Here is a 15,629-nt window from a genome sequence, read left to right on the forward strand (position 1 = left end):
ATATGGATCGGGCGGCACGAATATGCCGCCCGTTTTTGTTTTAATCCATTTTAATAAACCTCATCCATCACTTTCGTCAGCCAGTCGGCTACTTCCTTTGCATTCGCGTCCTGGTTATGGATGATTACGTTGCCCGTTTGCCGCAGCAATGTGTGCGAATAGGTTTTCTTCCCGGCATCGTAGGTATAGCTGTAAAAACGCGTCAAACCCAGGTCGGCACCGCCATTCACAGGCTTCGAAAGGTTTTCACCGGTGATTTTACCGGCAAGCTCCATGTATTGGACAAGGTCGGCAGAACCGATTTTCGTGGAAGAGACCGTCGTTTGTGCGGCGTTGGCTTCCATTTGTTCCTTTGAGAGCGTTTGCGTCAGTTCGATGTCGTTCCAGCTGGCAGGCTTGTCGTAAGTCCGCACCTGGCCTTGCTTGTCGATCAGAAAGCCTTTGAACTGGTTTCCCCAGGCCTGGTTGGTATAATGTATTTCAAAATAAACCTCCTGGTCATTATCGACCACGACATCGTCCGAACAAGAGACGACCAATGCCGCCAATATGCTGAAAAACAGGATCGGGATGATGCGTATAGTCTTCATAGTGCAAGTCGCTGACAGATATAAAAATAATCATTTTACGCAAACAAAAATGCCCCGCCGGACGACGGGGCATTAACGTGCCGGTTGGCGTATATGCTACTCCGGGTTCTGTACCAGCGACGGGTTCAGCACCGTTTCGGCCTCGGGAAAGAAATGCACCACGCGCGGATGTGTGTACGGGATCTCCTGCTTCACCGCGCCCGCAAGCAAATGCGTGCCGGGGTAGTTGCGTTCCATGGTGCGTTTGTTCCTGAACACATCGTTTTTCCGCAACCCTTCCCAGGCAAATTCGAGGTGCGATTCTTCCAGCACCACGTCGAGCACGCTGCTGTAACCCATCATGTTAGAAGCCGAGAAAAGCTCGATACCCGACAATCCGGCGCGCTTACGGATCAGGTTCACGTCTTCAAGCGCATCCGCGTTCTTGCCTAGTTTCGCATTCGCTTCGGCCCGGATCAGGTACATTTCGGCCAGGCGAAACAGCACGGGCGAGCTCAGCATGGGATAGCCTTCCTGGTAGGAGAATTTGTTGACATAATATTTGGGATAACCATTCCGCGCTGCCAGGATCTTGTTCCCGGCCGCATCGGTTTTGATCGATCCGTCGGCATTCTTTTCATACACCGGGATGATGTATTCGCGGCGCTTGTCGTTGGGAAACTTGTCGATAAGCTTGCGGTACTTCTCCGATGCATACATTTCACCCCATCCTTCGCCATCGGACAAATACATAGCACCGATCGCCGAATAGCTACGGTTATCTTTCACGGTATGCCGCACCGCAAAAATCGTTTCCGTGTTTGATTCGGGCACTGTGGTGTAGTATTTGGGCAAATTGGCCGTCGGGACGAGCGCGTAACGGTTCGAGCTGATTACCTTGTTGGCATACTCAATGGCCTTTGCATTGTTCTCCATATACAGGTAAACGCGGCTCAGCATCGCGTACGCCACTTCTTTCGACGCGAAGTTGTTGTTTTTGGCGACGGTCATCAGGCTGACCGATTTTTCGAGATCCTCTATGATAGCCGCATACACTTCTTTCACGGTGCCCCGTGTGGCTTTCTGCGCCGGCTGCTCGGTGGATTTAACCACGATCACACCCGGGGAAGCCCCGGCGTCGGGCGCATACGGACGCGCGAACACATTGGCGAGGTGGAAATGCAGCAATGCCCGGAGAAAGTAGTTCTCTCCCAAAACCTGGTCGAGCTCGGCCGATTGGCCCTCTTTCAAAAGACCGATGATCACATTGGTACCGTAAACGGCCTGGTACGATTTGGTATAAAAATTCGTAGCCAATGCACTGGTTTTGATATGGTTATAATTGTATGAAAAATACAGCGGATCGGAAGTAGTACCGCTCAATGAGACATTATCCGACGGAAATTCCGACATCATATGAAAAGAACGGATATAGTTTCCGTCTTTTAAAATGGCATAATTACCTAATGTAGCCGCTTTCAGCCCCTCGGGCGTGTTCACCACCTGCGTGGAAGTAAGGCCGTCGTAGGGCGTAATGTTGAGCTCATTGGAGCAGCCGGTAAGCAATGCACCGCTGAGCATGGCGGCCAATGCGGTTGATAGAATATAACGTTTCATGGTAATGGCTTAGAAATTAAGGTTTACACCGAACATGAGCTTTTTGCTGCTCGGATACCGCGAGCTGTTGGTTCCATTGCTGAGGTCGACTTCCGGATCGACGCCCGAAAATTTCGTCCAGGTAACCAGGTTATCGCCGCTGGCAAATACCGATAACCCACTGATATGCAGCCTGTCTGTGAATACTTTGGGGATGTCGTAGCTCAGCCTTACGTTCCGGAGGCGCAGGTAACTACCGTCTTCGAGGTAGCGCGACGAGGTTTTGTTGGAGTTTTTGTTGCCGTTCACGACCGCTTTCGGGTGCGTGGCAATGTCGCCTTCTTTTTCCCAGCGCGTCCAGCCGTCCTGCAAACGCATTTTGTTGTAGGTCGGGTACGCGCCGTCGTCGTCGAAGAGCTCGCGGTTGTAGATATAAACCTCGTTACCCGATACAAAGGTAAAGAAGGCCGAGAGCGTCAGTCCGCCGTATTTGAACGTATTGGTAATGCCGCCTGTAAACTTGGGGTTGCGCGAACCGGTGAAAACGCGTGTGGCGCTGTTGTAAACATTCGTAGTCGACTCGACCATGTTACCCGACGCATCCTTCGTTTGCAGCAGCCACAGCGGGTCGCCAGTCGTCGGATCGACGCCCATCCATTTACGCATATACCACGATCCGAGCTCCCGCCCTACTTCAATGCGCTGGTTACCGCTTTCAATCGGCTCGTTTTTGTTGAGCGCGATCACCTTGTTGCGGTTAATTGAGAAATTAAAGCTGGTTTCCCAATTGAATGCGCCGCGGATATTTTTGGAAGTAATTTCAAGATCGACACCCCGGTTACGGACCGATCCGATGTTCTGGATCTGGCTGGTGAATCCCGTTGTCGCTTCCAGCGGTACATTTTGCAAAACATCCTTATTGAGGCGGTTATAGAGATCAATCACGAGATCGACGCGGTTGAAGAAACCGATATTGATCCCCGCATCATAAGTATAGGCCTTTTCCCAGGTCAGGTTCGGATTTGCCTTGCGCGCTGGAAAACCGGCCGGCAGCCCGCCATATTGTGCATTGAAATCGTAAAGATCCTGCGCAACGAAATCGCCGATGTTCGCATTACCCGTGGTACCATAGCTTGTGCGGATTTTGAACAAATGGATTTTATCCTTCACACCACTGAAAAACTCTTCGCCCGAAATATTCCATGCGGCACCTGCCGAATAGAAATTACCGTAGCGGTTGTCCTTCCCGAAGCGCGAGGAACCGTCGCGGCGGAAGGAAACCGTGGCGAAATACTTGCCATGCAGGTCGTAATCGACATTCACGAATGCGGATGCGAATGCATTTTTGGTTTTGTAACCGCTAAGCAAAGTCGGGGTGGCGGTTACGTTGAGGATGTCGAGCGAGGGAAAAATGCCCTGACCGGTACCGCCCATGCCGTCGGTTTTGTTCCCCTGGAACTCGGCACCGAGAATCGCATTGAATGTGTGCGCACCAAAAGACTTGTTGGCATTCAGCAGGTTGGAAGTGATAAAACTGCCCGTGTACTCGTAGCTGTTCGAAAGCGAGCCATTGTACGACTTGCCCGTAGGCGTGCGCGCATCCACGTTCGATTCGGTGCGGGTATTGGTGACGGCGTAGCGGTTCGAGGTCGAGAAAGTCAGCCAGTCGAAGATGTTATATTCCAGTTTGATATCTCCCTGAATGCCCGAGCCGCGGTTCTGGTTGAAATTGTACTGGTTGTTGAACAGGAAGTTGTTCCGGTCGCGCCCGTACCAATCGGTGGTGTTGGCATCGACATAGCGATACGAGCCATCTGCATTGTACGGATTATCCCACGGCAGGTTGATGTAGCCCTGGTACAGATAACCCTGGTCATTCTGGCGGTTGTTGAAAAAGGTATTCACGCGCGCGGTCAGCTTCACTTTGCTGTTGAGGTTATGCTCGATATTGGCGCGGAAGTTGACGTTTTCGTAACCCGTTTTCAGGATTACACCTTCCTCATTGTAATAGTTGGCCCCGAAATGAAAGCGGGTACGGTCATTCCCGCCCGACATCGATAACGCGTGGTTATGCGTAATGCCGGTTTGAAATGTTTTGTCGAGCCAGTCGGTATTACCGGGTGTGGCAGGCAGGAAGCGGCTTTGATAACCCGCATAGGCCGTTGGAAAGTTGTTGGCAGTCAGGTACGCGTTGATTTGTGCCTCTGAGGGATTCGGTGTGGTGGCACTGAGCTGCGTGATGTAGTTGGCGCGCTTTGCATCATAATCGTTCTGGTACATGGTGTTGGTGAAATCGTACAGCTCCCGGCCGTTCATGACTTCGAAATTCCCACGCAATACCTTGCTGAAACCCACCGAACCATTGTAATTGATCTGCGTCTTGCCCGGCTTGCCTGTTTTGGTGGTAATCACGACAACGCCGTTGGACGCACGCGAACCGTACAAACCGGTGGCGGCGGCGTCTTTCAGGATAGAAATGGAAGCGATGTCGTTGGGATTTGCAGTTCCGCCGATCAGCCCGTCGATCACGTACAGCGGCTCGGCACCGGCGGTAATGGAACCGGTCCCGCGTACACGTACGCTCGGCTCCGTCCCCGGCGCGCCGCTTGCGCTCGACACCACCACGCCCGCCGCCCGGCCTTGCAGCATTGTAGCCGTATTGTTGCTGGTGACGGTTTGCAGCTCCGATCCTTTGATTACCGAAACCGAGCTCACCAGTTCCGACTTCGATCTGCTCGAATAGCCCGTAACGACCACCTCGTCGAGGCTGGAAACATCTTCCATTAAGGTAATGTCGATTACCGTGCGGTTGCCTACCGGGATATTCTGGCTCTTGAAACCGATGAAACTGGCCACGAGCACGTCGTCGGGGTTGTTGGAGGTGATCGTGAACTGTCCGTCGACGTCCGTCTGCGTCCCGACGGTCGTACCCTGGATCACGATATTCACACCCGTGAGCGGCACGCCCTTACTATCGACCACCTTCCCTTTTACGGGTTGGGCCGCATTCGGCCGGGCCGCGTTCGGTGGGGCCGCGTGCAGCAGGCTAATGCGCCCCGCAAATTTCTCCAAGTGGCGCGCGGGAGCGTCCAGCGGGATCATGAGCGGCACGGCGAGTCCTGCCATAGCAGCCGTTCGAAACAGAATTTGGGTAAATCTCGGTTTCATAGATTTAAAAATTGGTTAAGGTTGGATGAGTAGAATAAATTCGTTAGAATTCTAACCACACCAAAATTAGCCGCGTAACCGAGATTAACAAGAAAAAACATTAAAATGTGTTCGAACACACAAGCATTTCATCCGGTCAGAAGTAGTCTTTCAGACTCATGGATTAACACTAGAATTTATATTACAAATGGGCAGAACAAAAAAAATTGGGCTGGAAAATCCAGCCCAATTCTCATTCAAATACAAAAACAATGCAACCAAAACCGGCGCCGACCGGATTAGTCTACGGCCACATATTTGCCCGAGCACGCCTCGATGCAGCCGTAGCCCAGTGTTAGTTTGCTGGCCGACAAATCTGAATAATACCAGATCTGCGACGGCGCATTTTTATCGATCGGGATCAATTCGATGCGTTTGTCGTCGAGCACTTTGTAGGCGTCGAACAGCGGAACCGAATTTTGTCCCGGAGCTTTCCTTTCCACAAACTCGCCATTCTCTTTGAATTCGAGGGTATGAGCGAAATCGTCCTTCACTTCCTGGTAAGTTCCGCTGCCATCGCCCGGGTCCGCAAGGTATTCGACGATCTTCCATTTCCCGACGAGGCCATTGTTTTCTTTGAAAGCCCTTTTCGGTGCGTCATCGAGCGGCTCGGCGGTATCGTTCCGGCAGGCCGTTACCGCCCAGAGCAGCAGCAGCGAAAGGAGTAAGCGGGTTGTTTTCATGGGCTAAGAATTGAAATTGGTTTCGGTTACATAGATGCGGGGGTTTCGGTATTCGTTGGAAGTTGCTCAATTATTTAACGGTACAATATTTCCATTTTACTCATTATCAAATATTTACAAATACGATAAATAAACCTCTATCGTCTTCTACAATTTCGTCAAAATTAAATACATAGGTTTGCCAAGGTTGTAACGCGGCGTATCCCTGCTGCTTGCAACACTTCTACTCAACTTCATTTAATACTGCCCGATCATCTTAATCCGGCTATCATGCCACCCAAGCCGGATCATCGTTACAATCGCTATTCCGCGATCCATTAAGTCTTTACCGCAATTCCAGTGGATTTAAGCGCTCCAAAAGGGCGCGGCGGGTACCGTTTGTCTATTCATTCACCACTATCCAAGTTTAAACCCGTAGTAGTATGCACACTTGTTACACACAAAAAGCGAGAAAACCGGTATCGGTCTATCGGATTGACTGGTTATTTCTCATTCTGGTCATTTTCACGGGCTTCGATTCGACGGCCCAAAATGTTGTTTACCAAACCCTGCACACCGGTGCAACCTTCGATGGACGGGCCATTAACCAAAGTTTGCCCGTAGGAAGTATTTCAGGCAGCGGTAATGTTGCTTCCGGCGGTGCCACTTACTCCATAGCCCTTGCCATACCGCCGGGGACAAATGGTACCACCCCGGCAGTGTCGATCAATTACCATTCTATGGCGGGAAACGGCGTGTTGGGGCAAGGCTGGGACATTGGAGGGTTGTCGAAAATAACCCGCTGCACGCGGAATATGTATTTTGACAACGAAACAAACGCCGTCGTGATGACCAACAGCGACCGGTTTGCCCTCGACGGCGCCAGACTGATTGCCAAAGCCGGTAGCTACGGAGAGCCTAATACAACCTATGGCACTGAAAGCGAGAATTTTGCAACAATCATCTCCAAAAGTACGCAGGGCAATGGTCCGCAGTGGTTTGAAGTAGCTACCAAAGACGGCGTGAAAATGGAATACGGAAACACGCCGGATTCCAGGCAGACCGGCCAGTTTGCCACCGTGCTTACCTGGGCGCTTTCGCGTATCCTGTACCCGGATGGGAATTACATTACTTTCAAATATAAGAGCGGCGGCTTCGCGTTGCTCATCGAGGAGATCAACTACACCGGCAATACGGCGCAAGGATTGGCGCCTTATAATCAGGTCAAATTCGACTACAAGATCCGCACCATTGATGAAAATGCGGGCTTTGAAAACGACACAAAGGTCGAAAGCAAGTGTTTGCTCGACAAGGTTACCACGAAGGCCGAGGGCGCGACCGTGAAGACTTACCAGTTCAACTACGGACACGATAACATCAATTCCTATTTGAAAGAGGTTATCGAGGCGGGAACCGACGGGACGCAGCTCAATGCTACGATTTTTACATATGGAAGCCCATCCGCCGAATTCAGTACTGTTGAAACGGAAGGATATGATTATCCATCGTCGACTACCATCACCGGAGATTTCAATGCCGATGGGTTGACGGATTTTCTTGAAGCCAGTCTTATTCAGAATCCTGCCGTATACAGGATGATCGTTTATGTAAAATATCCAGCGTATATCGGGCAACCCAATAGCTTTTTTGTAGATAATGTAACTGACGCGCCCATTACTTATAGCGTGGTCAAGAAGCAAAGTATCCCCAACTCGTTCGACTTTTCGGCGTACGATTTCACCGGTGATGGGGCCGATGACGTTTTGATGACCAATGTTGCCGGGTCGGGGCAAAACCGCACATTGACCAGCCTCCGCATTTACCGCGCCGTTCAGAATTACGACTGGCAAACCAATGGGCAGACTGCAATTCAATTCGATCCGCTGAACATTTCCCCTTACCCTGGTTATTCCAAAATCCATCCGAGCGGGCATTTCATTTTCCCCGGCGATTATGACGGAGATGGCGTTCAGGACATACTCACCATGCTGGGTACCACTGCCGGCAACTTCTACTATTGTCACCTGTACAATGGGAAAGTCCAGCCTGAATTCGGGACAGCCGGGATTACAGGCGTATTCTCGATAGGGTTAAGCGACTGGCCTACGGCGGACAAAGTCCATATCGTCGATTTTAATGGGGATGGCAAAAGCGACATCATGCTGATCAAAGGCCTGGAATGTGAAGTCTTCACATTTGACGGCTGGAGCGCCCGGCGCATTCACTATTCAATCAACTATTTAAATAAAGATCACCTCAGCTATTTCGGCGATTTCAATGGTGACGGAAAAACAGACATTCTTGCCAAACTAACGACGTCGGGCGAATGGAAAATATTGATTTCTAACGGAATAGGCTTCTATGAATCCCCTTTTGCATTTAATACGATTCCCGATACCGATCCATTTACCGGCGACCAGCTGGGCATTGCCGACATCAATGGAGATGGAAAATCGGACATTTACCACGGGTGGCAGACAGCTGCACCTTCGAATTTCGATGTTTACTACGGAAAGGGCTATTCAAGTACCGGGGTTAATTTTTATCGTGTAAATAGCACTTACGCAGTAAATCTGGGTGCGCCTCCCCCGATGATTGGCGACTTCAATGGTGACCACCGGGCTGATATCGCCAATTTCAAGAACATCAATGTAAAAATGGATCTTTTTTACTTCAAAAAAGAAGGCAGGGAAAATCTAATCGAAAAAGTAAAAAACGGCTACAACCATGTTACCGAGTGGGTTTACAAGAAGCTGACCGACGAAAACGGCTTCCATATTCGGGGAAATCTCACCGCTTACCCTTTCAATGCAATACAGCCGGCCCTTCACGCCGTTTCCGATTTTAAAGTGCAGAACGGGATTGGCGGCAACAATACCACTCAGTACACTTATGAAGCAGCCAAGTTTCACCGCGCCGGGAAGGGTTTCCTGGGATTCGGCAAAATAACGGCCAACAACCTGGCGGCAGGAATTAAAACAGTCGCTGAAAATGAATTCAATACGACCTATTACGCGGCAGTCCCCTACCGCACTTCTGTTTATCTTTCGTCAACCAGCGCCCTGCTAAGCCAGACCACCAATACCAACGTATTCGTTTCTCCGGCCGCCAAACGTTTCTGGGTAAAAACCACCAATATCCTTGAAAATAAGGTGTTGGAAGGCAGGACAACCAGTACCGTCAATGTGTATGACGATTTTGGAAACGTCAAGCAAAGTACGGTTAATAATGGCGTGGAAACGGCTGTCAATGATATCATTTACGGCGCTTATCCGGCCGGGGTACTGAATAAGCCCACATCAGTGACCGTTTCAACTACCCGATCGGGGCAGCCTGCATTTAGTTTTGTGACGGGTTACGGATATAATGGCATGGGCCAGCTTACTTCGAAAACCGATTTCTCAGGTCTTCCTAAAAATGTAGTCACGACCTACGAATACTTTCCTTTGGGCAACCTGAAAAAGACCACTGTCACGCCGAACGGCCCGGCAGCATCTCTTCCACGAAACACTTCGTCGATCTATGACCTGAAAGGCCGCTATGCAGAATCCAGCGTCAACGAACTCGGCCAGCCCTCTACGGCAACCTATGATCCCAAATGGGGCACGCCTTTGACCTCGACGGGCGTCGATGGGCTGGTTACCACATTTCAGTATGATGTTTTCGGAAGGCCCACCGTTACGACCGTCCCGGCCCTGGCTGCTTACAACATCACCCATAGCTACGGATGGGACCTCGCCGGTGGCGCCGTATGGTACAGCCTGGCTTCCCATCCGGGTAAGCCCAACGTCAAAACCTGGTATGATCTGTTGGGCCGAGAGATCAGGAAAGAGACCGAAGGCTTTGGCAACCAGGTGGTCACACAGGTCCAGAACTATGATGCAAGGGGTAATATCGCTTCCAGCACCCAGCCTTACAAAGCAGGCGAAACATTCATCACCACCACGACGCAATACGACGAATATAACAGGCCTAGCAGCATCAATAATGGCGCGCTGGGCACGAAAACGATCAGCTACGCCTATGCAGGCGGCGACCTCACGACTACCACGACCACTCCGGCGGGCACAACCTCCCAAAAAACAGACGCCAGCGGAAAAGTGATCAGCTCGACCGACGATGGCGGGACATTGGCGTACACCTATTTCAGTCACGGCGGGGTAAAAGAAGTCAAGAACGGTGCTGTTGCGCTGGCCAGTAATCAATATGACGGCTACGGTCACCAAACCCAGCTAGCAGAACCGAATGCGGGCACCACCGCGTACGACTACAATTCGCTGGGTGAGCTGGTCAGCCAAACCAATGCCAACGGAGCTGTCTACACTTTAACTTACGATGTCGCAGGGAGAATCGCCACCAGAACAAAAGCAGGCGAGCCAGCGACCATTTACCAATACCGGGCCTCCGGGAACGGTATTAACCAGATCGAGAAAGTGACCGGTTTTGCCGGTAACGTGGAAGACTACACCTATGACGCATTTGACAGGCTGGCTACCGTTACCAAAACCATCGATGGCAACCCCTACACAACGACTTATTCGTACAACAATTACGGGGACATTGCCTCGGTACTGTACCCATCGGGCTTTGCTACCAATCACGCTTACGACGCCAATGGTTATCCCATGACGATCAAAAACACAAACAGCTCCATAACCCTTTACACCAATACCGGTATGAACGGCCTGGGCCAGAACTCGGCTTACATGCTGGGCAACGGCAAATCGTCGGTTATCAATTACGACTACGGCATTCCAAAGCTGTTTTCCACCGTCGGCGTGCAGAACCTGGAACTGAGCTGGGATTACCCCAAAGGCAACCTCACCAAGCGTAAGGATTACATCAAAAACAAGGAAGAAAGCTTCGCGTACGACAACCTCAGCCGGCTGCTTACGGCCACAGTCGCAGGCAAGCCCGTGCAAACGGTCACCTACGAGCCTTCGGGCAACATTGCCTCCAAAACCGATGCCGGGCAACAGTTCAGCTACCATCCCGCCAAACTCAATGCACTCGCGGGCATCATCGCTCCTACCACCGCGCTACCCATGCTCACACAGGACGTCACGTACACATCCTTTAACCAACCTGAAAAAATTACCGAAAACGGTTCAGGCCAGCCTTACGAGCTCACATACACCTACGATGCCGGTTACCAGCGCATCAAAGGCGTCATGAAAAAGAACGGCGCATTGATCAATACGCATTACTATTTCGGAAACTACGAAAAGGACATCACCACCGGCGTGCCCGACAAGCACCTGCATTACATTCACACGCCCGCCGGGCTCTCGGCCATCGTGATCCGCGAGAACGGCACCGACCAATACTACTACACCTACACCGACCACCTCGGCTCGCTGCTCACATTAACCGCCCCCAACGGCACCGTCATCCTCGACCAGAACTTTGACGCCTGGGGCCGGCTGCGCCATCCTGCTAACTGGGATTACGCCAATGTTCCCACGCCCACCAGCTACCTGTACCGCGGCTTTACCGGCCATGAGCATCTGACCAATTTCAATTTGATCAACATGAATGGGCGGATGTATGACCCGGTGGTCGGCAGGGTGCTGAGTCCTGACAATTTTGTGCAGAATGCGTATTCGACGCAGGCGTATAACCGGTATAGCTATGTGATGAATAATCCTTTGAAGTATGTGGATCCTAGTGGGCAATTTTTTGGAACTATAATGACTTTCACAGGCGATCTATTTGAGACAGCATTTCTTCATGGTGGTTTTGATCCGACAAGCAGGGCGGCCAGAAGCAATGCATGGCGAAACTTTGATCCGACTGCACCAGGAACCAGGACGAACAATGCCTGGAAAATTGATATGGGGGTTTTCAAGACCGATCCTAAGCAAGATTTTTTCGGCCGAGCAGGCACATTACTTTCCAGATTTACCTGGGAAGCTCCACAGACGGTTCTGGGTAACCTCTATTCTCATTTCAGAAACGGTACCAGACAAGTTGACAACGTTGAATATTGGCATGGAGCGACGTTAGTCAATTCTAATGGAGTGGAGAAATGGGGATTAACTCTTGGGCCCTACATTAATTCGGAAGACATGGTAATTGGCGACGACATGTTCCGTCATGAGTACGGTCATACGCTTCAAAGCAAACTCCATGGACCGCTTTACATCACTCATGTGGGTGTCCCAAGCATCATTGGGTCAACACTTGATCAAATCGGCTGGCATAATCACGACCATGAGTGGAACGAAATTCAGGCTAATAAAATGTCCTATAAATACTTAATGAAACACCATCAAGAGAGCCTTAATGCAAATACTAATGGCAATCCTTGGAGTGACGAATACAGACTTAAATATGTCAGAGACTGGTATTTCTTTCTATTTCCGCCATCATATCTTTCACTACTTAACTTTTAAACACCTATAAATATGAAGCATCTTTCAATCACTCTAATTCTTATTGTCTCTCTGATTTCCTGTACAAATTCTTGTGAAAATCCTTTTGGATTTCCAGTGGCGTACACACTTCACATTCAAAACAATAGCAGTAGCCCAATTTTTTATCTGGTGAGCAAAATATACCCAGACACATCTATTCAAGACTCATTACAAATGGGAGGTCTCGCACCTTCAATGCAACACCCATATGAGTCGCGCAAAACCTGGCCGAAGTTTTTCGAGTCCCTGCCAGCGGATACGCTCAGCGTCTTTTTCTTTTCACCTGATACCGTTCGCAAGTATGGATGGAAACAGGTACAAAGCAAGTATTTAATATTAAAACGAAAAGACATAGGCTTACAGAACTTGGAAGCTAGCGACTATCTGATCACATTCCCATGAAATCCAGGCTATCCATGATAGATCTGTATTTCTTCATATTTCGTCCATCATACCTCTACCATTCGAGCTTTTAAGCCAATTAACATGATACGAATTTTGACCACACTAGTTACTACCATTTCACTATCTGCCTGTTCAAATTCCTGTGAAAATCCATTCGGGGTTCGGGTTGCATACACTCTGCACGTCCAGAACAATAGCAGTAATCTGGTATTCTATAAAATAAGTAAGATCTATCCAGATACCTCCATTCAGGATTCAGCTGTAAATGGCGACATTCTTTCCTTAAAACAGCAACCATATGAGTCGCATAAAACGTGGCAGAAATTCTTTGACGCGCTACCAGCAGAAACACTCAGTGTATTTTTCTTTTCCCCAGACACCGTTCGTAAGTATGGCTGGAAACAGGTACAAAGTAAATATCTCATACTAGCTAGAAAAGACATTAGTCTGCACGACCTAGAAGTTAACGACCACATAATTACCTACCCATGAAAAGCAAACCAATATTACTCTTAACATTAATAGGCCTCGTTGCTAGCACCTGCCACCGTGAGGACCCTGACTGTCATCGCTGCATTACAATTGAAAATGCCTCGCGGGACTACATCATATTTGCGCCAAAATATATCAATATAACTTCCTGATTATTAGACGGCAGCATACCAGCATGTCGCAGTTAAAACACCATGATAAACACACAATAAATATGAAGCATATTATCATCGACGCGGCGCACAATGGTGTACGCATACGATGCTTCTGTTCCAGCAAGCGCGTAATGGTGGAAAATCTACCCATTAGTTCGCCGTTAATAAAAAGTCTCAGCGTGTGGATGCAGAAGTATGAAGAAATGAACAACGGTGATTGCCATCCATATTCATTGATTGAGTCAGTGGAAAATGAAGGAATAAATATCGCCTTGAATATAAAGAATGAAGCACCATACTTGAACGCTGTTTATCAATCAGATATATTATTGGTCGCATTTTTTGGCCCACTTTGATAAAGTTCAGTCAATTACCAAACAACTATTTACACTTTATGCTAAATAAACTTATTCACTAACCGATAAAAAATTTGAAATGCCATTAAATAATTATGCAATTCTAAAAAGTATTTTCGACTGTATTTTCATGTATTAATCAACTTTACATCGCTTGATTTATATTGAAAACATCTTTACACTTTCTACTAATAAAATAAACTAAATATCTACATAACACCATCCACTATGAAAAATGCACTATCCATCATTCTAATTGCTCTCCTGCCGCTTTTAAGCGTTGCCCAAGCCCATATCGATTCGATGGCAATCGTACAAAAATCGCAACCCTATACAATCGACAAACCGGAGGATCTGAACATCAAGGGGCAGATCGATGCGGCCCGGCATTACAAGAGGTACAAAGGCGCGGCAACGGGAACATTACTAACGAGTCTGCTATCACCGGTAATCGGTCTTATTCCAGCCATTTTATGCTCTGCTACTTATCCTAAAATTGACAATTTGGGGTATCCTAATGAAGAATTGTTCAAGCAAGCGACGTATTATAAGGCTTACACTAGAAGGGAGAAGAAAATAAAACAGCGGAAAGTCTGGTCTAACTGGGGCATTGGTTTGGGAGTAAATTTGGTTGTAGTCCTGATATTGGCTAATTAAATACAAATTAACATTATGACACTTTTAGTTGTACAAATTTTAAGCCTGAATAGTCAAGTCCATTCAGATTACATGAAAATACCTCTTCTATTACTTACCATATTGGTCGCGCTTCCTTCGCTTGGACAAATCAGCCTTACACTTAATCCTCATTGTGGCGATTTTGAGCCCGTATTTACAGATGTTGAAGTACTTGACTTGCGAGAAGGCCAAAAGCTAGTGGGTTTTATTCACAAAGGGATAACCAACAAGCCGGAACAAATCGTCTTTACAGGAAATATGGCCGATAGTCTCGTCCCATTTTTTAAAGCGCCGAATGGCGATTTGAAAACTCCCAAAAAACTCGTCTTTATTCTAAATGAATTATTTATGAATGAGAATACGAAAAGTGTCCCGAAAACCGGGAAACTAAAATTATCGACCAGGTTGTTTATTAAAAATGATCTTGAAACGTATTCCGAGATATTGACGACTGACAGCATCTTCACAGTCAAAGGATTCGACGTCACAAAAAAGCTATTTCGACTGGTTAGTGATGAACTCTGTAATCTCTCAAAAACTGCCGCAAAGACCGAAAACAATCGAGAGAGGCCGGTTCTTACGCGTTCCGAGCTGGAACATTTTGATAGTTTGGAAATTAGTAAACTACCCATATTCTCCAATCAGAAGCCCACATCCGGTATTTTCAAAGACTATTCACATTTCAAGGAAAATAAACCAGACATTGAAGCAGAAATCCTTGTCGAGAAGTCAAAAAAAGGCAAGTTCACAGCCTACCGAATATTTGGTTCCAGAAGAAAAAAAGTGCAACTGGAAACGAGCGGATTTTATGCTATATCCGATGGTATAAAGTTATTCAAAGCCACTTCCGAAGGTCTCTTTGAAATTAAAAAAATCGACCATAAATTATTCTATGACAGAGCGGGTTCTTTTACCGACCCCGGCAATGCAGGTATCTATTTCGGAATGGCAGGTGCAATGATAGCTTTCTCACTATCTCCACACAAAATCAATTTGTTCAGGTTCAAAATCAATCACCGGCGTGGAAATTCGATTCCGATGGGCATTGTCGAATAGTTATAAAAATAATCGATCAATCATCAGCCATGAAAAC

9 protein-coding genes are annotated in these 15,629 nt (G+C 48.3%); 5 read left to right on the forward strand and 4 right to left on the reverse strand.

Features of this window, described 5'->3' with window-relative positions:
- Positions 1-50 precede the first annotated feature (50 nt).
- From BLQ88_RS18330 to BLQ88_RS18345, 4 genes are all read right to left on the reverse strand, one after another.
- Positions 51-590 carry a hypothetical protein gene (locus BLQ88_RS18330; protein WP_090153094.1) on the reverse strand — a complete coding sequence of 180 codons (540 nt, stop codon included), beginning with the start codon at positions 588-590 and terminating at the stop codon, positions 51-53.
- 96 nt (positions 591-686) lie between these two features.
- The gene (locus BLQ88_RS18335) at positions 687-2,186 is read right to left on the reverse strand and encodes a RagB/SusD family nutrient uptake outer membrane protein (RefSeq protein WP_229212739.1); all 1,500 of its coding nucleotides are present in this window, start codon (positions 2,184-2,186) and stop codon (positions 687-689) included.
- 9 nt (positions 2,187-2,195) lie between these two features.
- Positions 2,196-5,333, reverse strand: a complete 3,138-nt coding sequence (locus BLQ88_RS18340) for a SusC/RagA family TonB-linked outer membrane protein (protein ID WP_090153097.1) — start codon at positions 5,331-5,333, stop codon at positions 2,196-2,198.
- A 278-nt stretch (positions 5,334-5,611) separates the two neighbouring features.
- On the reverse strand, positions 5,612-6,055 hold the full coding sequence (locus BLQ88_RS18345; RefSeq protein ID WP_090153099.1) for a hypothetical protein: 444 nt from the start codon (positions 6,053-6,055) through the stop codon (positions 5,612-5,614).
- Between the two features lie 422 nt (positions 6,056-6,477).
- On the opposite strand from BLQ88_RS18345, the gene BLQ88_RS18350 reads away from it, so the two are divergent.
- The 5 genes from BLQ88_RS18350 (at position 6,478) to BLQ88_RS18375 (ending at position 15,592) form a co-directional block, all read left to right on the forward strand.
- Positions 6,478-12,429: an FG-GAP-like repeat-containing protein gene (locus BLQ88_RS18350; RefSeq protein WP_229212740.1), complete on the forward strand. Its 5,952-nt coding sequence runs from the start codon at positions 6,478-6,480 to the stop codon at positions 12,427-12,429.
- 12 nt (positions 12,430-12,441) lie between these two features.
- On the forward strand, positions 12,442-12,852 hold the full coding sequence (locus BLQ88_RS36470) for a hypothetical protein (RefSeq protein ID WP_143016866.1): 411 nt from the start codon (positions 12,442-12,444) through the stop codon (positions 12,850-12,852).
- Positions 12,853-13,561: 709 nt separating this feature from the next.
- Entirely contained in the window at positions 13,562-13,858 is a 297-nt protein-coding gene (locus BLQ88_RS18365) for a hypothetical protein (protein WP_143016867.1), read from the forward strand.
- Between the two features lie 228 nt (positions 13,859-14,086).
- Positions 14,087-14,515 carry a hypothetical protein gene (locus BLQ88_RS18370; protein WP_090153110.1) on the forward strand — a complete coding sequence of 143 codons (429 nt, stop codon included), beginning with the start codon at positions 14,087-14,089 and terminating at the stop codon, positions 14,513-14,515.
- A gap of 72 nt (positions 14,516-14,587) precedes the next feature.
- Positions 14,588-15,592 carry a hypothetical protein gene (locus tag BLQ88_RS18375; RefSeq protein WP_090153112.1) on the forward strand — a complete coding sequence of 335 codons (1,005 nt, stop codon included), beginning with the start codon at positions 14,588-14,590 and terminating at the stop codon, positions 15,590-15,592.
- The last annotated feature ends 37 nt before the right edge of the window (positions 15,593-15,629 follow it).

It is taken from the genome of Dyadobacter soli (assembly GCF_900101885.1).
GTDB lineage: Bacteria > Bacteroidota > Bacteroidia > Cytophagales > Spirosomataceae > Dyadobacter > Dyadobacter soli.